This window comes from Kitasatospora sp. NPDC114501, assembly GCF_055633695.1.
Genome location: NZ_JBVKDS010000006.1, coordinates 343,002 through 363,012, shown reverse-complemented (window position 1 = coordinate 363,012; position 20,011 = coordinate 343,002). Strand labels below are relative to the sequence as shown.

Here is a 20,011-nt window from a genome sequence, read left to right as displayed (position 1 = left end):
GACATGTCGCAGCGGTCCGTGATGGACGTCGTCTCGGATGTGTGGACGGCTGTCCTGCACACCGAGATATCCGGTCCTGACGCCAATTTCTTCGCGCTGGGCGGAAATTCACTGAAGGGTGCCAGAGCGATCAGCCGGCTGCGCGAGGAGCTGGGCATCCGGATCCCGCTCAGCGTGCTCTTCGACGCACAGACCCTCGTCGAGCTGACCGCGGCCATCGAGGCGATGCGGGAGACGGAGCCCGGCGCGGAGCAGACCATCGAGCCGTTCGAGGGGCGCTCGGACGAGGTCTTCCACGCGCCCACCTCGTTCACCCAGCAGCGGCTGTGGGTCGACGAGCACATCCAGGGCCCGAGCTCCCGCTACAACATCCCGATGGCGAACGAGCTCGTGGGCCCGCTCGACATCACGGCCCTGGGGCAGGCCGTCCAGGCGCTGGTCGACCGGCACGAGGTGTTCCGCACCACCATCAAGGCGGTCGACGGCTTCCCCGAGCAGGTGATCCGGGCCAGGGCCGAATCGCCGCTGACCGTGGTCGACCTCCGGGACGAGCCGGAGGAGAAGCAGGAGCAGGTCCTGGCCGGTCTGCTCCTCGACTCCGCCCAGCGGCCGTTCGACGTGGAGCAGGGGCCGCTGCTCCGGGTCGAGCTGTACCGGCTGGACGAGGACTGGCACGTCCTGCTCATCAACCTGCACCACATCACCACCGACGTGTACTCCTTCGAACTCGCCATCGCCGAGCTGCTGGAGCTCTACGCCGCCGCCGCCGGCGGCGGGATCCCGGCGGCCGTGAAGCCGCCGGTGCAGTACGCCGACTACGCCGCCTGGCAGCGGCGCACGGTCACCGGGACCACGCTCGAACGCCAACTGGACTACTGGAAGGACCGACTGCGCGGACCGCTCCCCGTACTGGACCTTCCGACCGACCTGCCGCCCCGGGAGACCGGCACGAGCCGGGGGGCGTCGGTGGACATCGAGCTGCCCCGAGCGGTGTCGCGGAGGATCCGCGAGCTGTCCAGGGAGCACAACGCCACTCCGTTCATGACCGTGATCACGCTGCTCAACGTGCTGCTCAGCCGGTACAGCGGCCAGACGGACATCGTGGTCGGCATCCCCAGCGCCAACCGTGACCTGCCGGAGCTCGAGTCCATGCTCGGGTGCTTCCTCAACACCCTCGCCGTGCGCAGCGACCTGTCCGGCGACCCGACGCTGGCCGAGCTGCTCGGCCGGGTCCGGGGCAGGGTCCTGGAGGCCTTCGCCCACCAGGACGTCCCCTACGAGCGGGTGGTCAACGCGGTCTCGACCGACCGTTCCTCCCGGCAGGGGCCGTTCCGGGTCATGCTGGCGTACCAGCACGCGGTCCCGGCGCCGGAGCTGGCCGGGATCACCGTCAACGACGTCGAGTTGGGCCTGAACCTTAAGGCGGTCAAGTTCGACCTGGTGTTCCGGGTCGTCGAGACCGAGTTCACGTACCGCCTCGCGGTCGACTACAACACCGACCTGTTCCTCGAGGACAAGGCCTGGCGCATCCTCGACCACCTGGCCGTGCTCGCGGCCGACGCGGTGGCCGCTCCCGCCAAGCGCCTCTCCGAGCTCACCATCCTCCCCGAGGAGGAGCGCCGTCAGCTCGAGCAGTGGTCCACCGCCGACTGCGGTCCCTACCCCACGGACCTCTTCCTGCACCGGCTGTTCGAGGCACAGGCGCTCAGGACCCCGGACGCGGACGCGGTGGAGAGTGGCGACGAGCGGGTCAGCTACCACGAACTCGACGGCCGGGCATCCCGGTTGGCCGACGAGCTGACGGCGCGCGGCATCGGCACCGACGACCTGGTCGGCCTGTGCGCGGACCCGTCGGTGGACCTCATCGTCGGCATCCTCGGCATCCTGAAGTCCGGTGCCGCCTACGTGCCGATCGATCCGCTCGCCCCCGTCGACCGGATGTCGTACGTCGTCGCGGACAGCGGGATGAAGGTCCTGGTCACCACCCCGGAACTGCGGGACCAGCTGCCGGCGGCCGTCCTGGAGGGCGTGGACGTGGTGAGCACCGCGCAGGACGGCGCGCGGGGCGGCGCCCCGGGGTCCGCGCTGCATCCCTCGCAGCTGGTGTACCTGATGTACACGTCCGGGACCACCGGCCGGCCCAAGGGCGTCGGCCTGCCGCACACCGCGATCACCCCGTGGATCCAGTGGGCCCAGGACATCCGCCCGATCGGGCCCGGCACCCGGGTGGTGCACAACCTCTCCTACCACTTCGACTGGTCCGTCGAGCAGATGTTCCACGCACTGACCGCAGGCGCCTGCCTGGTCATGCTGCCCCGTGAGGTCAAGGCCGACGGCCGGGCCACCGCCCGGTTCATCAACGAGCGGTCGATCCACATGCTGTACCTGACGCCGACCCAGATGCGCGGCATCACCGACGCCGGCCTGGAGATGCCGACGTTGCGGCACGTGTCCATGGGCGGCGAGAACCTGGACGCCGACCTGGTGGCACGGACCCGTGCGGTCGTCTCCGCCGGGTGCGAGATCTGGAACGAGTACGGGCCGACGGAGACCGCGGGCGCGGCCCTGGTCGGCCGGATGGGCGACGAGCCGCTGGAGCGCAGCTCCATGCCGCTGGGTGAGTTGATCGCCAACGCCTCCTGCGCGGTGGTCGACCGCTGGGGGAACCTGCAGCCCATCGGCGTGCCCGGCGAGCTCTGGATCGGTGGTGACGGCGTCGCCCGCGGCTACCGCAACCAGCCCGCCCTGACCGCCGACCGGTTCGCCCCGGACCCGGCCCGGCCCGACCGACGCCTCTACCGCACGGGCGACCTGGTGCGCCGCCTGCCGAACGGGGAGATGGAGTTCCTGGGCCGGGTCGACAGTCAGGTCAAGATCCGCGGCGTGCGGGTCGAGCTGGAAGAGATCGAATCGGTGCTGCGCGGTCACCCGGAGGTGGCGAACGCCGTGGTGCTCCTGGAGCCCGACCAGCGGCTGGTCGCCCACGTGGTCAGGACACCGGGCAGCGGGCTCGACGAGGCCGCGCTCCGTGCCCACCTCGCCCCGAAGCTGCCCATCGTCATGCAGCCGGCCGTGTTCATGTGGCTCGAGGCCATGCCGCTCTCCCCGACCGGCAAGGTGGACCGCCAGCGGCTGCCCCGGCCCGAGCCGATTCCTGTGCTCCCGACGGCCGTGACGCCGCCGAGCACGGAGACGGAGCGCACCGTCGCGGCGGCCTGGGCGGAGGTGCTCGGGTTCGCGGAGGTGGACGTGCGGGCCAACTTCTTCGAGGCCGGCGGGGACTCGTTCTCCCTGCTGGCGGTCGTCAGCCGACTGCGGGCCGAGCTCGAGCTGGACATCCCGGTGCGCGCCCTGGTCGACGCGCCGACCGTCGAGACGCTGGCCGCGCACATCGAGGCACTGCGCCGGGCGGCCCTCCGTCCGTCCGCGACGCCCCTTCCGTAGCGGACCCCAAGGTCCGGCGGTCAGTTCGACAACGATGGGAAGTGACGTCATGAGCGACACCGCGGCTCACGACATGGCGGCGGAGACCCTGCCCGATCTGTTCGCGGCCCAGGTGGCCCGTACCCCTGACGCCGTCGCGCTCGTCGGCGTCGACGGCTCTCTCACGTACGCCGAACTGGACGCCAGGGCCGGCCGGCTGGCGCGGTCGCTCATGGCCAAGGGGGTGGGGCCCGAAACGATCGTGGCGGTCGCGGTGCCGCGATCCGTGGAACTGCTGGTCGCCCTCTACGCGGTGCACAGGGCCGGGGCCGCGTACCTTCCGGTCGATCCGCTGCTGCCCGCCGAGCGTGCACGGGAGATGACCGAGGATGCCCGGCCCGTGCTGACGCTCGACAGCGAGGACGTCCGGCGGATGTCGGAGGAGGGCACGCCCGAGGCAGACGGGACCGGGTGGCCCTCGCCGCACCCGTCGAGCACCGCCTACGTCATCTTCACCTCGGGATCCACCGGCCGGCCCAAGGGGGTGGCCGTGTCCCACGAGGCCATCGTCAACCGCCTGCGCTGGATGCAGGCGGAGTATCCGCTGGGCCACGACGACCGCGTCCTGCAGAAGACCCCCGCCGGATTCGACGTCTCCGTGTGGGAGTTCTTCTGGCCGCTGTGCGTCGGTGCGCGCCTCGTCCTGGCCGGCCCGGACGAGCACCGAGACCCCACCCGGATCGCCGAGCTGATCCGCGCGGAGCGGATCACGACCGTGCATTTCGTCCCGTCCATGCTGCGCCACTTCCTCGAAGAGCCGACGACGGCCCGATGTGATTCGCTGCGCCGGGTGTTCGCGAGCGGCGAGGCGCTCTCGGCCGATCTGCGGTCACGGTTCTTCCGCGTCCTGGACGCCGAACTGCACAACCTCTACGGGCCCACCGAGGCCGCGGTGGATGTGTCCTACTGGCGCTGCGGCCCCGACGACCCGCCCGGCCCGGTGCCGATCGGTGCGCCGGTGCGGAACACCCGGCTGTACGTTCTGGACGAGCAGCTGAACCAGGCCGCGCCCGGTGTGGCCGGCGAGCTCTACATCTCGGGTGTCCAGCTGGCCCGGGGGTACGTCAACCGGCCGGGGCTGACAGCAGAGCGGTTCGTCCCCGACCCCTACGGCCCTGAAGGCAGCCGGATGTACCGGACCGGGGATCTCGCCCGGCGGGACACTGACGGGGTCCTGCACTACCTGGGCCGCACCGACCACCAGGTCAAGGTGGGCGGCGTGCGCGTCGAACTCGGCGAGATCGAGGCGACGTTGGCCCGGCACGCCGCGGTCGCCGACGCGGTGGTGGCCGCGAGGCCCGACGAGGCCGGCGAGACGCGGCTGACCGCCTACCTCGTACCCGACCCCGTCGAGGCCGCCGCGCTGCGGAACCTGTGCCGCCTCGAAGACGCCGGGCTCCTCGACCGGAAGGACCTGCAGACCCTACCGAACGGCATGGCCGTCGTCGCGTCCAACCGGTCGGAGGCGGACTTCCTGTACCGCGAGATCTTCGAGGAGGGCGAGTACCTGCGGCACGGGATCACGCTGCCCGACACCGGGGCCTGCGTCTTCGACGTGGGCGCGCACATCGGGTTCTTCTCGCTGGCGGTGGCCCGCTCCCGTCCCGGCAGCGTGGTCCATTCGTTCGAGCCGATTCCGCAGCTGTTCCGCATGCTCGAACTCAACACCCGGCTGCACGGAGTCGACGCCAGGCTGTTCCCGTGCGGCCTCGCCGAAGCGGCGGGTACGGCGTCGTTCACCTACTATCCGCAACTGTCGATCATGTCGGGGCGATTCGGTGACGTCGCCGAGGAGCGTGGTGTCCTGGAGGCCTTCGTCCGCAACGAGCAGCCGATGCGGGAAGCCCTTCCGCAGAGCGGTGCGGCGGATCTCGACGGTCTGCTCACAGAGCGGCTGCAACACACCGACGTGACCTGCGAGCTGCGCACGCTGTCGGACGTCATCGACGAGACCGGTGTGGACCGGATCGACCTGCTCAAGATCGATGCGGAGAAGAGCGAACACGCGGTGCTTCTGGGGCTCCGTGAGGAGCACTGGAACCTGGTCCGCCAGCTGGTGATCGAAGCGCATGACGCCCCGGGCCGGATCGACTGGATCCGGGGCCACCTGGAGGAGCGGGGGTACCGGGTCACCGTCGACGGGCTGGCGATGCTCTCGGAGACCGGTCTGGTCACCCTCTACGCGGTCCGCGGCGGGCAGCCGGCCTCAGGTGGCGGGGAGAGTGCCGCACCGGCGCACCGTGGGTCGGGTTGGTCGTCTCCGGACCTGTACGTCGAGGACGTGCGGCGCGAAGCGGAGCTCCGGCTCCCGCCACAGATGGTTCCGGACCACTTCGTGATCGTCGACGCGCTTCCCCTGACGGCCAACGGCAAGCTCGACCGGGCGGCACTCCCCGCGCCCCGGCGCCGATCGACCGGGAGAACGGCCGCTCCGCGCGACGCGACCGAGGTGCTGCTCCGCTCCTTGTTCGCCGACGTGCTCGCCGCACCCGACATGGGGATCCACGACGACTTCTTCCTTCTGGGCGGCAACTCGTTCGACGCGATCCGCCTGGTGGCCCGGATCCGTGAGGCGCTGGGCGTCGGAGTGACCGTCCCGAGCCTGTTCAAGGCCCCGACCGTGGCCGCCCTCGCCGAACTGCTGGCCCATGGATCCGACGGGGCCCCGTTCTCGCCCGACGCATGACCCTCTCGCGCGCCGCTCGCTTCCGCGGTGCCGTACCACTTCTGGTACCGCGGCGAGCCGACGAGCCCGGCGACGGCAGCACGTCACCGGGTGGTCATGCGGGAGCGTCCGAGGAGAAGGAGTGAGGCGTGGCCGACGGGGCGAGTTCGGCGAGTTGGCTGCCGAAGGCGCGCAGCAGATCGGGGAGCCGTCGCGACCAGGAACCGGTCAGCGGAGCCTGGACGACGCATTTCAGGGTCCCGTCGGGCAGTTCGCACAGCTGGAGCTGAACCTCGGCGACCGCGCCGACCGGCGGCACCGGAACGGTGTGCATCCTTACCGGACCGGCCGAATGCTCGACGCGCTGCCAGTTCTCGAAGGCGAACAGCACCTGGTAGACGGGCATCCGACCACCGGCGACGGTATCCACGGCCCGGACGATCTCGTAACGGGGCAGTGCGGAGCCCACGACACTCCGCCGCACGGCGGCCCAGACCCGCTCGACCACCCCGGGCGCGGACAGCTCGGGCATCCGCACCGGCAGGATGTTGATCAGGCAGCCGATCTCGTCCTGCTGCCCGGCCGAGCGGGCGGCCACCGGTGTGCCGACGCAGAAGTCGGAGCCGCCGGTGACCTCGGCCAGAGCCCGGCCGTACGCGGCCAGCAGCACCGCGAACGGTGAGCAGGCGCTGCGCCTGGCCTGGTCGCGCACCGCCTGCCAGGTGCTGGGCGGACAGGTGGTTCGGAGCTCGGCCGACCCACCTACAGCGAGCTCGTGCTGGTTCGGCGCCGGGCTGCCGTCCGGGGTGGGCAGGTCGGCCGCCCCCGCCAGCACGGCGCGCCAGTGCGTGGTGAGTTCGGCGTGTTGCGCCGGCGTGAGTTCCGCGGGCTCCACTCGTTCCAGCACGGGCAGATCGGTCGCGACGCCCTCGACGGCCCGTGCGTAGGCGCGCGCCAGATCGGCGGCGAACACCTCCTGGGAGAGACCGTCGAAAGCGATGTGATGGACCGCCAGGAAGACGGTGGCGCCCTGTGCGTCCGGGGCGACCGCGGCCCTGTAGACGCGGCCCGCGGCGATGTCGAAGGTGTCGGCGTTCAGCAGGGTGGCGGCCGCCTCCTCGAAGCCGGTGCCGGGCCCGAGGCGCAGCAGCGGCTCTGCGACGGGCTCCGCGAGGACCTTGCGGACCACCTCCTCGTGCTCGAACACGAAGGCGGTGCGCAGCGCCTCCTGGCGGCGCGCCACTGCCGACAGCGCTGTGTCGAGGGCGGGGAGGTCGAGCGGGCCGTCGACGCGGACCTGGGCGAGGACCCAGCCGGCGCGGCTCGCCGGGGCGATCTGCTCGGCGAGCCAGAGCTGCATCTCCAGAGCGGAGGCCGGCTGGACCCGCACCGTCGCGTGGTCAGTCACAGGAAAGCTCCTTGTCCGCGCCTGCGGGGTTGTCGGTGTCGATCGGAACGTCTGTGTCGCAGCTCGCGGTTTCAATCACGTCCGCGCCGTCGCAACGCGGCGCTCATGCGTTCCAGGGTCTCTTCCAGGACCTGCGGGGACGTGCCGAAATTGAGCCGTACGAATCCATCGCCGCCCGCTCCGAAGGCCGGACCGGAGAAGAGAAGCACCTTGGCCTCGTCGCGGAAGAAGGGCATGGGGTCCGGGCCGATCCCCACCTGCCGGCAGTCGAGCCAGGCAAGGAAAGTGGCCTCCGGAGTCCGGCATCGGATCCCCTCCGGGAGCCGCTCGGCCAGCAGCCGCCGGTTCCGGTCCAAGATGGCCAGAACCTCGTCCAGCCAGGCGTCGCCCGAGGTCCAGGCGGCCTTCAGCGCCTCGACCGCGAGCACTCCTACTTGGCCGAAAAGCAGCCCGCGCCGGGCGTCGACGGCATCCCGTACGGCCTGCGGTCCTATGTGTGCCAGCGCGCAGCGGATCCCGGCGAGGTTGAACGCCTTGCTCCCCGAGGTGAGGGTGACGGTGCGGGCGGCGATTTCCGGGCTGAGCGAGGCGAAGGGAATGTGCTGGTGCGGGGCATGGGTCAGATCCGCGTGCACCTCGTCGGAGATCACCAACAGGTTGAACCTGAGCACGAGTTCCGCGAGCGACTCCAGCTCGTCACGGCGGAACACCCGGCCGGTGGGGTTGTGGGGGTTGACGAGGAAGAGCACACGGCAGCGCCCCGAGCCCTCGTCCGCCGCGGTCCGCTCCATGAGTGCGGGATCGAACTCCCACCCGCCCTCGCCCTCCTGGATCGGAACGGTCAGCGCCCTGCGGCCGATCCTCTCGATGACCTCGACGAACGGCGGGCAAGCGGGGGTGTGCAGAAGTACCGCGTCGCCGGGGTCGGTGGCGATCTGGAGCGTCGCGAGCATCGCCTGGTTGATGTCCGTGAACAGCCGGACGTGCGCGGGATCAGGCCGATGGCCGTACCGGTGCCGCGTCCGCTCGGCGAACACCTCGCCGAGCGGGCCGCCGCGGCTCTCGTCGAACCACGGGGGGTAGCCGAGATCGCCGTCGGCGCGGCGCAGCAGGGCCTGGCGTATCGCGGGTGCGGTCGGGAAGTCCATGTCCGCGACCCAGGAGGCCAGCATGCCGTCGCCCGCGGTGGCCCACTTCTCCCCGTCCCGCTGTGACAGCCGGCTCAGTTCGAGGGAGTCGAGAGCGGTTGACGAAGTGTCGGCGTTCATAGTCCTGTTCCGTGTCGGTTGGATGGCGCAGCGTTGTGCGGACCAATGTCGGTGCAATGCCGCAGGACGGAGAGGAGGCCGGTACGGAAAGCCTGCGGCAGTAAACCGATCGCTCGGCAGAATTCCTGCGGTTCCGCTATCCCTCCAGTCGCATCCCCACAGTCCTGTCGGGCCGCAGGGGAGTTCCCCGAGTACTCAAGGGGAGCACACAAGGTTATGCGGCAGCCTTTGGCCTTGATGTGTGACGTCGGTCACATTGCGGGGTTCGCGACCCGCCGGTACTGTCGCCAACAGCGCCTTCCTCAGCCCGGATTAGACGCTGAGGCTAGTCGCTCGCAAAGCTTGGAGCCTCCTGGCCCGGCAGTCGGTGCGCACACGCGCCCATCCGATATTCACAGTCGAATTACATCTGCGATGTCGAGAATCTGTGACAGGAGTCAGGAATTGTCCTCCCATGCTGCCCAAATCCCTGCGGACCGGCCGCGTGGCGTCGATGCGCCCCGTTGCACGGGGGTGGTACGCCGAGAAATTCCCGGTCTCTACGCCGGCGCCGTCAGGGATGTGGCGGTGTCCTGCGCGACCGCCCCGGAGAGTGTGCTGCTCGCCGGCTTCGCCGCGCTGCTGTACCGGTATTCCGGCCAGAACCAGGTCGAGTTCCACGTGCGCCGCGACGGCGGTGAGGACTCGCTGCTCCGCTTCTCCGTCACCGGGGAGAGCACGTTCCGCGGACTGACCAGTGCGGCCGGTGCCGTGGCGGACCCCGGGAAGGAGCCCCCGCGCATCGGCGTACGTTTCGGTGCGGATCGGGCCGGCGAGGGCGGTCAGCCGTACGAGGTCGAGCTCGTGCTGCCCGTGGCCGAGGCGGCGTCCCGGTCGGCCGCTCTCCACTTCGACGAGCGACTCTTCGAAACGGCGACCGGCGACCGGCTGCTGGCCCACTTCCAGAACCTGCTCGAGGACGGCGCGAACCGGCCGGACCAGGCGGTGGCGGATCTCGTGCTTCTCACCGGGCCCGAGGTGCACCGGATCCTCGTGGAGTGGAACGACACCGCTGTCCGACTGCCCCGCGAGGAAGGCTGTCTGCACGAGGCGTTCGAGGAGCGGGCCGCGCGGTCCCCCGAGGCCGTCGCCGTGATCCAAGGAGCGACCCGGCTGACGTTCCAGGAGATCAACGTCGCGGCGAACCGGCTGGCACATCATCTGCGGGACCTGGGCGTCGGCCCCGACGACCGCGTCGGCCTCTACCTCGAGCACTCGCCCGATCTGCTGATCTCGATGCTCGGGGTACTCAAGGCCGGCGGGGCCTATGTGCCACTCGACCCCGGCTATCCGCAGGCCAGGGTGTCCACCATGATCACCGGTGCTTCCTGCGTGGCTCTGATCAGCCACAGCAAGCTCGCTGCCGCTCTGACCGGGGAGGACCCCGTACGGCGGGAACTCCTGGTGTTATTGGACCGCGAGACCGCGGCCCTGTCCGCTCGGCCCGATCACGATCCGAAGGCCCAGGCCGGGCCGGACAACCTCTGCTACGTCATCCACACGTCCGGTTCCACCGGAAAGCCGAAGCCGATCGCGCTGCGCCACCGGGGCGTGGTGAACAACATCGAGGATCTCAACTCCCGCTTCGCCGTGGGCGTCGGCGACAGTGTCCTCGGCCTGTCATCCCCGAGTTTCGACATGTCGGTCTACGAGTTCCTCGGGATGACGGCGGCAGGCGGCACTCTCATCCTTCCCGCGCCCGGCCGGGCCAAGGATCCGGCGCACTGGGCCGAACTGGCGGCGGACCACGGCGTCACGGTGTGGAACACCGCACCGGCGCTGCTGGAACTGGTACTCGATCACGTCGAGCGCGGCGGGGGCGGTGGGCCCTCACCGGTGAACGCGCTGCGGCTGATCATGATCGCCGGAGACTGGATCCCGTTGAAGCTGCCCGGACGCGCCCGCGGAGCCGCGCCCGATGCCAGGTTCGTCTCCCTCGGCGGGGCCACCGAGGCCTCGATCTATTCGACGATATTCGAGGTCGAGGCCACCGAACCCACCTGGAGGAGCATTCCGTACGGGCGCCCGATGGCCAATCAGCGCACCTACATCCTGGACGAGTCACTCCAGCCCGTTCCGCCGGGTGTGACAGGCGAGTTGTACCTCGCCGGCGTCGGCCTCGCGCTCGGCTACCTGGACCAGCCCGCCTTGACCGCCGAGCGGTTCATCGAGTGGACGTACGGCACAGTGGCCGATGAGCGGCTGTACCGCACCGGCGACTTGGCGAGGTTCGGTGCCGACGGACTGATCGAACTGATCGGCCGGACCGACCTTCAGGTGAAGATTCACGGGCTGCGGGTGGAGCTGACCGAGATCGAGTCCGTGCTCCGCGACCATCCTCTGGTCAAAGAGGCGGCGGTGACCGCACGGACCGACGCCGCCGGCGTCCCGGTCCTGGTCGGATTCGTCGTGCCGCGCGACGGCGAAGTCCTGGACCCGGAGGACGTCCGCAGGACCCTCGCGGCCAGCCTCCCGGCTCACATGGTTCCCGGCACCGTGCTCGTGCTGCCGGCCATGCCGCTGAGCCCCAACGGGAAGCTGGACCGCAAGTCGCTTCCAGCGGCCCCCTCACCGCACGGGGAGCGCCGTGGCGGCACCGTGCCCGAGGGTGCCGAGCCCAGCGGTCCGTGGGAGAAGTGGATCGCCGCCGTATGGCAGGACGTTCTGGGCATCGACGCGATCCGGCGTGACGACGACTTCTTCGCGTTGGGCGGCGACTCGATGAAGGCCATGCGCGGTATGGCGCAGGTGCCCGAGCTGACGTTGGTGGCTCTGCACAGCCATCCGACTCTGCAGAGCCTGGCCGCGTATCTTCAGGCCACGGCCGTTCTGCCCGGGGCGGCGAGCTCCGTCCCCGGACAGAGCGGGGCAGCGTAACGGGACGGGCCTGGCGGACGAGCCGTGGCGCACCGCTGTCCGCCAGGCCGCGTCGGGCCTCGGCCAGTCGTCGAGCAGCGCACGGTCCGTGGCGGTGGAGGTGTTCGGCCAGGCCGGTCGGCAGGTGCCGAGCGGTGCGGTCCACTTCTTCCGGCACGGCACGGCACGGCACGGACGGCTTCGGTGACCGGTTCCGGCCGGGTCAGGTCGCGCACCACAGCCCGTCTCGCCGGCCTCCCACCCACATCGCCGTCGTACCGCCCGGATCGCCCGCCCACGCGATCTGCGCGGCCGGAGACGGGACCTGTCCACCGGAACGGGCACGGAGCGACAACGGACACCCCGACAACCGCGTCGGTCCTGGCGATAGGCCGGATGGTTCGGGTGCGTCGAGTTCGCCGAGCTGTCGGGTGAGTTCTTCGAGGCGGGCCCGGAACTGACTGGATTGGCCGGCCGGTTCGCGTTCGCGGAAACCCCGGTCGAAACTCCCGGGCCGGCGCGCGCGCATGAATGGTCGAGGACTGGTGCGGGTGTGAAATTTGAAGACACGACCCAGTAAGGTCGAGTAAGATCTTACTGGTGAGTTCGAGGTCGTGCCGGGTGGGCCCTCGATTGAAGAGTTGCTGGACCGCCACACGAAGAATGCGGCCAGGCTTTGCGGACGTTCCGATCCTCGACGGATTGGGATGCGTGTTTTCCGGGAATCAGAAGAACGGGGGACTGATGGCCACGCACGCTATTCAGAAGATACACGCCGGGGGCGGCGACATTCAGATGCACCGCCCGGGGGAAGTGTCCGATCTGGACGCGTTCCGGGAACGGCGGCTGACGCGCAGGCGCCGGCTGTCGGATGACCTGGCGAGTGCGAGAACGGACAGCCGCTATTTCCCTGTGCTGTCGGTGCTGGCGCCCGTCATGACCCAATCCGAGGGTGAGATCACCTATCCGGGCGACCCGATGTGTCTCTACACGGCGCTGAGTGCTGCCGTGCACCGTGCTGTGGCGGACGCCGGCCCGCTGGAGGAAGCCGTGCACTACAGCGACCTCGCGCCCGAGTGGACACGGTTCCCGTCCAAGGAGTACCGGCTCTCCGCCAGTGACGACGGATACCGGGTCTACGGCACGTCACCCAACACCGACCAGACGGTGTTCGACCCCCGGGTCTGGGACGACGCGGCGCGCACGAGATGGCTGCGGCTACTGCGCGAGGTCCAGCCCAGGGTCGTGCTCATCAGCGCCGTGTCACCCGCGCACCGCTACGCGCTCGAAATCGCGAGGCTGGTCAAGTGCGAGGTCCCGGACGCCTTCGTCGTACTCGGAGGCCGTCATGTGGACGAGACCACCACCTGCACCCCCGACGGCCAGGCCCTGGTGCTCGAACCCAGCAGCACGGTGGCAGTCATTCAGGAGGGCAAGGTCCCCGGAGTGGTCGACGCCGTCGTCGGCGGCGAGGCCTACTTCGCTGTGGACCTGCTCATGCGGGCCCTCGCCCTTGCCACCGATCTCGACCGGCGTTGGGTGGACCGTGACCAGGTTCTGCCGTGCCTACAGGGGCTGCTCGCCGAAGAGGGCCCCGTGCCCGGCGCGTCGGTCGTCGTCCTGGCGGCGGGGAAGACCTTCGACGCCGTTCCGCTCCGTGGCCGAACGCTCGACCTCGCGTCTTTGCCCTCGCCGTACGAGGCATTCGCGATCCGGTCCCGATTCCCCATCTTCACCCGCCCCGGGACGGGGGAGGTGATGCGCACCGCGCACTTCATGGTGTCCAACGCCTGTCCGTACCGATGTAATTTCTGCTCCGAGTCGTCGCAGCTCGGCACTGGGCTCAAGCGGTTCAAGGACGACGCGATAGGTGCGGCGGCGGAGCGGGTCTGTGAATACGTCGGCTACGGCGCCGAGTCGCTCTTCTTCGACGACTCCGTCTTCTGGAGCGGTCGGTATCGGGACATCGAGAATTTCTGTGAAGAGCTCAGCCGGATCCGCCGGGACGAGAGCGGTTCACTCGAACCGCGTTACCGCAGGTTCGTTCGCGGGGAAGGCGATCTCCAGCGGTTGCGCGACCTCCAGTGGGGTGCTCAGCTGACCGTGGACACCCTTGTCGCGCTACATTCGGCTGAAGAGTCGTCAAAAATCCTGTGGAAGATGAAGGATGCCGGATGCAGCTACATCTACATCGGCATCGAGAGCATGTCGACGCAGGTCATGGACAACATTCACAAGAATATCCGCCGGGACGAACGGAAGCCCTGGCGGGAAAAGGTCAGGGAAGCTGCGGCCCTCGTCAAGGCGCAGGACCTGCAGCTGGGGACTTCCGTTCTCTTCGGTCTCGACGGTGAGACGCGGGACAGCATCGACGAGACCATCCATGAGGTGGGCCGTCTCATCGACGACGAGCTGATCGATCTGGCCAGCCCGAACATACTCACCTATCACCCCGCGACACCGGTCACGCGCCAGCACGGCATGCGGGACAAACTCGACTACCACTCCCCGCGCATCGACAACCGAAAGCCCTATATCTATTTCGAGGAAGCTTTTCCCGGTGTCGTCTCCGTCCTCCTCACCGAGGACGACATCTGGCACATTCACAGGGAGACCGAGAAACGCTGGGGCGGGGCCCGCAATGACGCTGCCGCGGTTCCTGTCCAGGAAGAGCGATCCGACAGCCCCGGCACGTCCACACCGGACAGCGGACTCCTCCGACGGCGGTGAGGAGATCTCGCCGCCACCGCACCGAAGCCCCGGTCCGCCGTGCCGCGCACGGCCGGCACCCGAACGCCACCGGTCCCGACCGGTAAGAACCCAGAAGGCGTCCATTGGTCACCATCGCACATTCCGAGCTCGACGTCTTTCCACTCTGCCTCGGCGGCAGCGTCTTCGGATGGACCGTCGACGAGCGGACATCCTTCCGCGTCCTCGACGCCTACGCCGCCGCGGGCGGGAACTTCATCGACACCGCCGACTCCTATTCCCAGTGGGCCCCCGGAAACACCGGCGGGGAGTCCGAGTCCATCCTCGGCAACTGGCTGGCCGCGCGCGGCCGGCGGGACCGTTTCGTCATCGCCACCAAGGTGGGCCGACTGAACGGACTGTCCGGGCTCACGGCGAAGGTCATCCGCCAGGCGGTAGAGGAATCCCTGCGCCGTCTGCGGACGGACCACATCGACCTCTACTACACGCACGCGGACGATCCGGAAACTCCCCTCGAAGAGACCCTCGCCGCACTCGACACGCTGATCACGGCAGGGAAGGTACGCCATATCGGCGCCTCGAACATCAGCGGCCCCAGGCTGGCCGAATCCCTTGAGGTCTCGAAGCGTTCGGGGCTCGCCTCGTACGTGGCGGTCCAGCCTCCCTACAACCTCATGGAACGCGAGCCCTTCGAGAGTGGGATCGCCCCGGTCTGCGAGCGCGAGGGCGTCTCCTGCGTCCCGTACTTCGCCCTGGCGCAGGGCTTCCTGACGGGCAAGTACCGCGAAGGCGCACCCGCCGTTCCCAGCGTCCGCGTCGACGCGGCACGACCGTACGGCGAAACGCCCCGCGGTCGCACGGTGCTCCGGACGCTGGACACGATCGCCGCCGAGCACGGCACCGCCCCCGCCGCGGTGGCCCTGGCCTGGCTGAGGGCGCAGCCCCATGTCGTCGCTCCGCTCGCCAGCAGCAGGACGCCCGAGCAGCTCGCCGAACTGATCCCGGGAGCGACCCTGGAGCTCTCGCCGGCCGAGGTTCACTCGCTGGATCTCGCCTCACGGACCACCGCGACGGACCACCACGCGCATGTCGGTTGACGGAGGAGGAGCTGCCGTGACCCTCACCCCCCACACCGCCCTGATCGGATTCGACGCCCTCAAGTCGTTCGTCTCCGTAGCGCGCGATGAATACGAGGCCTGTACCCCGCAGGAACCACCCTCCTGTTTCGCCCTCCTGCTCGGCACCGTCGACGACGGTGTCGCGGCCGTCACCTCGGTCCAGTTCGCGACCAACGTCCGTGCCACCGACCCGATGGCGCTCGAAGAGTTCTCGAGTTCCATAGCGCCGTGCTTCGGAAGCGCCTACCGAAACCCCCGCCGGGGATTCTGGTGCAGCTCGCAGGATCTGCTTCGTATCCACCGGCAGGCGGACCGTGACGGCGTCGAGATCCTGGGCTCCGTCCATCTGCATCCCGACTGGCACCGGATCGGCCCACCCGAAGAGCGAGGGCTGCGAATAAGCGAGGAGCCGACACCGATGGACCGCTACATGTTCGACAACAGTCGGTACCCGGTGAACATGATCTGCTATCTGGAATCCGGCCCACAGGGGGTTTCCGCCGCACTCGCGGCATGGGGCCCTCCTCCTGAGGACGAGGTCTCGGCGCCATGCCCGCGCCTCGTTCTGAGGTTCAGCGTGTCCTGACGAACGGCAGGCCCACCCCTCGCCACCGGCGGGACTCCGCCCGGTCACGCTCGCGGCTGTGGCGTGTTCCGGGCCCGCCCGCGGGCGGTGTGGACGGGCCCGGGTGTCGAGGGGCCGGGGCCGGCGTCGGCGTCAGAGCCGGGTGGCGGTGACGACGTGGTAGTCGAGGAGGCCGTCGCGCCAGGCGGTGAGGAAGTGGCGGGACCAGTGGGAGGGGGGGACGGCGCCGGTGAGGTAGCGGTCGAAGCCGGGCCAGACGTCGGCGCCGATGGACTGGGTGGTGGTGTCGGTGAAGCCGTGGCGGGTGAGGTCGGCGGTGAAGGCGTCGAGGGGGTGGGGGACGTCGAGGCCGTCGGCGAAGCTGGCGAGCATGATCTTGAGGCGTTCGGCGGCGTCGGGGCCGGGGGCGGTGAAGAAGGTGGTCACGACGAGGCGGCCGCCCGATCGCAGGACGCGGGCGGACTCGCGGGCGAAGCCGGTCAGTTCGCGGAAGTGCTGGGCGGCCTCGACGGAGAAGACGCCGTCCAGGTAGCCGTCGGAGAACGGGAGTTCGTCCGCCGAGCCCAGGGTGTAAGCCAGCCGATCGGGGTACGTCGCCAGGGCTCTCGCGTTGACGGCCCGGGCCCGCTCGATCTGGTCCGGGTGGATGTCCACGCCCGTCACCCCCGCGAAGCGGAACTCCCGCAGGGCGAGAGCACTCCCGAGGCCGCGCCCGCAACCCACCTCCGCCAGCCGCAGGCGCTCGCGCGGTTCGGGGAACTCCCGCAACACCCGCCGGTACAGCTGCTCCTGGCTGCGAACCCGGTCCTCGGGGGTCGGGGCGGCGAGGTCGATCCCCTGCCAGTAGCCGAAGTTGATGAAACCTCCGGCGAATGACGGGGCCGTGCTGAGGTCGTCGACGCCGTAGGTCTGGCGCACGGTCGGGGGGATGCGGTTGTGGTCCATGGGCCGCTGGGTCTCCTGGTCGGTGGGCGCCCGGCCGTCGGGCGTGCCGAGGTACGTACCCAAACCTGTGGTGGTCCGAACACGGTACGTGATGTCGGGGTCTCCGGTGTCCAGGGGGCGACGGGGGGCGTGGTGGTGCTCCGAGAGGACGCGGGGCACCACCACGCGACGGGGGCGGCGGGCGGCTACCGGGTGAGGGCGGCCGGGGCGTCGAGCCGGGTCAGCTTCTGCGGGTTGCGCACGACGTAGACCCGGGTGATCCGGCCGTCCTCCACCGCGAGGCTCACCACCGAGGGCTCGCCGCCGATGTCGATCCGGCCGGCCGGTGCGCCGTTGAGCCACACCGTGGCGGTGTCGAACGCGACCGGCAGCCGGCCGGTGCGCGCGAGCAGCGCCGCCACCGCCTCGGCCCCGTGCACCGGGGCGGCGGCGGCCGCCGCGATCCCGCCGCCGTCGGCGACCAGGACGACGTCCGGTGCCAGCACCGCCACCAGGTCCTGCAACCGTCCGGTGCGCAGGGTCTCCAGGAAGCGCTCCACCACCTGCTGCTGCTCGGAGCGGCTCACCCGCACCCGGGGCCGGCGGGCCGCCACGTGCCCGCGGGCCCGGCGGGCGACCTGCCGTACGGCGGCCGAGGTCTTGCCGAGGGCCTCGGCGATCTCCTCGTACGGCAGCTCGAAGACCTCGCGGAGCACGAACACCGCCCGCTCGGTCGGCCCGAGGGTCTCCAGCACGGTCAGCATCGCGAACGAGACGCTCTCCGCGAGTTCGACGTCCTCGGCGACGTCGGGGCTGGTGAGCAGCGGCTCCGGCAGCCACTGGCCGACGTACTGCTCGCGTCGGCGGGAGAGCGTCCGCAGCCGGTTGAGGCCCAGGCGGGTGACGGTCCGGATGAGGTACGAGCGCGGGTCCCGCACCCGGTCGTGGTCGGCCTCGGCCCACCGCAGCCAGGACTCCTGCAGCACGTCCTCGGCGTCGGCGGCGGAGCCGAGCAGCTCGTAGGCGACGGTGAAGAGCAGGGTGCGGTGGGTGACGAAGGGGTCCTCGGTCATGCCGGCGACGCCCCGGGCGCGTCGTCGGCGGCGCCGCGCCGGGCCAGGGGGGCCTCGCAGGAGTCCGAGAAGCCCTGGGAGCGGACGCCGTTCGCGGTGTTGTTCCTGGCGGCCATGTTGACGAAGGCCACGTAGGCGGTGAGTTCGACCATGGCCGCCGGGCCGAGCTCGTCCAGCAGGTGCTCGTACAGCTCGTCGGTGACGGTCGGCGGGGTCATGGTCATGGCCTCGGCGTACTCCATCACCTCCCGCTCCAGCGGCGTGAAGGCCCCGGACGCCCGCCAGTTCGGCACCTGGCCGGCCTTGGCCAGGTCCAGGCCCTGGTTCCGCGCCTGGAAGTAGCCGACGTCCAGGCACCAGCCGCAGCCGACCTGCGCGGCCACCGCCATGTGCGCGAAGGACTTGAGGCTCTCGTCGAGCGCGTCCCACTCGGCGATCCGGCGGGAGAAGTCCAGGTTCGCGGTGGCGACGCCGGGGTTGTGCCAGATCGCCTCGACGGGTTCGAGCTCCGTCCCGAAGCCCTTGATCATGTTCTCGCTCAGCTCGGCGGGCAGCTGGGCCTTCGGCAGTCGCAGTGCCATGGTGTCCTCCCGGTGCGGTGGTTCGGTGGTGCGGTGGTGTGCGGCGGGTTCGCCGGACATGAAGACACCGGAGGGCCCGCGGATGTGACAGGGCGATGCGAGAGCGGAGGAAAACGCTTTCCGGACGGGCCGGGTGGTTCGCTACAGTCCGCGGGTACCGCCGACCACCGCGAGGAGAACGACACCGTGACCGTCCCCGACGACCGCCCCGTCCCGCCGCTGACCGGCGGTGAGCGCGAGATGCTGCGCGGCTTCCTCGACTTCCACCGGGCGACCCTCGCCCTGAAGTGCGAGGGTCTGACCGACGAGCAGCTGCGGCTGTGCTCCAGCCCGCCCTCCACGCTCAGCCTGCTCGGCCTGGTCCGGCACATGGCGGAGGTGGAGCGGACCTGGTTCCGCCGGGTGATCAACGGCGAGGACCTGCCGCTGGTCTGGTCCGAGGACGGCGACTACCAGGTCGCGTACGACGCCGCCGGTGCCACCCGGGCCGAGGCCTTCACCGCCTGGCGGACCGAGGTCGAGCACTCCCGGCGCATCGAGCTCGCCGCCGAGTCCCTCGACGTCACCGGCCACCAGGCCCGGTGGGACGCCGAGGTGTCGCTGCGACTGGTGATGCTCCACCTGATCCACGAGTACGCCCGGCACAACGGACACGCCGACTTCCTGCGGGAGGCGATCGACGGGGTGGTGGGCGCCTGAGGAGCCCGGGGCCCGAGCCGCCCTACCAGCCGAGCAGGTGGGTGCGGTGGGTGAGGGCCGCCAGGACGGATTCGGCGGTGGTCTCGGGGGTGAGGGCGGTGGTGTCCAGGGCGTGGTCGGCGTCCTCGGCGGCCGGGCCGGCGTGCAGGACGACGTAGTGGAGGGCGGCGCCGGTGGTGCGGCTCTCGCGGCGGAAGGTGTCGAGGGCGGCCGGGACGGCGGGTGCCTCCACCACGACCTGGTAGCCACGGGTCGCGTAGGCGAACGCGGCCTGGGCCGCGGCGGCCAGGGCGGTGGCGTTCTGGCGCCCGGCCTCGGGCAGGTGGGGCGGTAGCTGGCCGCTGCGGATGACCCGCAGGAAGTCGTCCGTCCGCAGGTGGACGCTCGGGTTCAGCTCCCGGGCGAGCAGCTCCGCGACCGGGCTGTTCCCGGCCCCGTCCGGGTCGACGAGGACGAGGACGCCCCCGGCGCCCCGGCCGCCCCCGAGCTCCGGCCCACCTACGGTCGTACGGTTCACAGCTGCTGATCCCTTCGCGGGCCGGGGACGGTCGGGTAGCCGGGGGGCGGGGCGGTCGGCGTGCGAAGGGGCTGGTCGGCCCCTG

The 20,011-nt window shown here is 70.3% G+C and carries 12 protein-coding genes and 1 pseudogene; 7 read left to right on the top strand and 6 right to left on the bottom strand.

The window, feature by feature from the left end:
- The first annotated feature begins 3 nt into the window (after nucleotides 1-3).
- Nucleotides 4-3,444, top strand: a complete 3,441-nt coding sequence (locus ACZ7RU_RS14310) for a non-ribosomal peptide synthetase (protein WP_470341212.1) — start codon at nucleotides 4-6, stop codon at nucleotides 3,442-3,444.
- 64 nt (nucleotides 3,445-3,508) lie between these two features.
- A pseudogene (locus ACZ7RU_RS14305) lies at nucleotides 3,509-6,169 on the top strand (amino acid adenylation domain-containing protein); the annotation flags it as partial.
- A 94-nt stretch (nucleotides 6,170-6,263) separates the two neighbouring features.
- Here ACZ7RU_RS14305 and ACZ7RU_RS14300 read toward each other — a convergent pair.
- Nucleotides 6,264-7,556 (bottom strand): condensation domain-containing protein, encoded by a 1,293-nt coding sequence (locus ACZ7RU_RS14300; protein ID WP_470341211.1) that lies wholly within the window; start codon nucleotides 7,554-7,556, stop codon nucleotides 6,264-6,266.
- 71 nt (nucleotides 7,557-7,627) lie between these two features.
- On the bottom strand, nucleotides 7,628-8,704 hold the full coding sequence (locus ACZ7RU_RS14295) for a MalY/PatB family protein (RefSeq protein WP_470341210.1): 1,077 nt from the start codon (nucleotides 8,702-8,704) through the stop codon (nucleotides 7,628-7,630).
- 687 nt (nucleotides 8,705-9,391) lie between these two features.
- On the opposite strand from ACZ7RU_RS14295, the gene ACZ7RU_RS14290 reads away from it, so the two are divergent.
- From ACZ7RU_RS14290 to ACZ7RU_RS14275, 4 genes are all read left to right on the top strand, one after another.
- Entirely contained in the window at nucleotides 9,392-11,740 is a 2,349-nt protein-coding gene (locus tag ACZ7RU_RS14290; protein ID WP_470341209.1) for a non-ribosomal peptide synthetase, read from the top strand.
- 723 nt (nucleotides 11,741-12,463) lie between these two features.
- A complete protein-coding gene (locus ACZ7RU_RS14285; RefSeq protein ID WP_470341208.1) occupies nucleotides 12,464-14,449 on the top strand; it encodes a B12-binding domain-containing radical SAM protein in 1,986 nt (661 codons plus the stop codon).
- Nucleotides 14,450-14,553: 104 nt separating this feature from the next.
- Nucleotides 14,554-15,525: an aldo/keto reductase gene (locus tag ACZ7RU_RS14280; protein WP_470341207.1), complete on the top strand. Its 972-nt coding sequence runs from the start codon at nucleotides 14,554-14,556 to the stop codon at nucleotides 15,523-15,525.
- A gap of 16 nt (nucleotides 15,526-15,541) precedes the next feature.
- Nucleotides 15,542-16,132: an MPN domain-containing protein gene (locus tag ACZ7RU_RS14275; protein WP_470341206.1), complete on the top strand. Its 591-nt coding sequence runs from the start codon at nucleotides 15,542-15,544 to the stop codon at nucleotides 16,130-16,132.
- Between the two features lie 132 nt (nucleotides 16,133-16,264).
- Here ACZ7RU_RS14275 and ACZ7RU_RS14270 read toward each other — a convergent pair whose 3' ends face one another.
- The 3 genes from ACZ7RU_RS14270 to ACZ7RU_RS14260 all read right to left on the bottom strand — a co-directional run bounded on the left by ACZ7RU_RS14270 (nucleotide 16,265) and on the right by ACZ7RU_RS14260 (nucleotide 18,710).
- The gene (locus tag ACZ7RU_RS14270; RefSeq protein ID WP_470341205.1) at nucleotides 16,265-17,140 is read right to left on the bottom strand and encodes a class I SAM-dependent methyltransferase; all 876 of its coding nucleotides are present in this window, start codon (nucleotides 17,138-17,140) and stop codon (nucleotides 16,265-16,267) included.
- Between the two features lie 122 nt (nucleotides 17,141-17,262).
- Nucleotides 17,263-18,129: an RNA polymerase sigma-70 factor gene (locus tag ACZ7RU_RS14265; RefSeq protein WP_470341204.1), complete on the bottom strand. Its 867-nt coding sequence runs from the start codon at nucleotides 18,127-18,129 to the stop codon at nucleotides 17,263-17,265.
- A complete protein-coding gene (locus ACZ7RU_RS14260; protein ID WP_470341246.1) occupies nucleotides 18,126-18,710 on the bottom strand; it encodes a carboxymuconolactone decarboxylase family protein in 585 nt (194 codons plus the stop codon). The genes ACZ7RU_RS14265 and ACZ7RU_RS14260 overlap by 4 nt, the downstream gene beginning before the upstream one ends.
- A 240-nt stretch (nucleotides 18,711-18,950) precedes the next feature.
- Between ACZ7RU_RS14260 and ACZ7RU_RS14255 the strand changes: the two genes are divergently transcribed.
- The gene (locus ACZ7RU_RS14255) at nucleotides 18,951-19,409 is read left to right on the top strand and encodes a DinB family protein (RefSeq protein WP_470341245.1); all 459 of its coding nucleotides are present in this window, start codon (nucleotides 18,951-18,953) and stop codon (nucleotides 19,407-19,409) included.
- A gap of 22 nt (nucleotides 19,410-19,431) precedes the next feature.
- Here ACZ7RU_RS14255 and ACZ7RU_RS14250 read toward each other — a convergent pair whose 3' ends face one another.
- The gene (locus ACZ7RU_RS14250) at nucleotides 19,432-19,926 is read right to left on the bottom strand and encodes a hypothetical protein (RefSeq protein ID WP_470341203.1); all 495 of its coding nucleotides are present in this window, start codon (nucleotides 19,924-19,926) and stop codon (nucleotides 19,432-19,434) included.
- Between the last annotated feature and the right edge of the window lie 85 nt (nucleotides 19,927-20,011).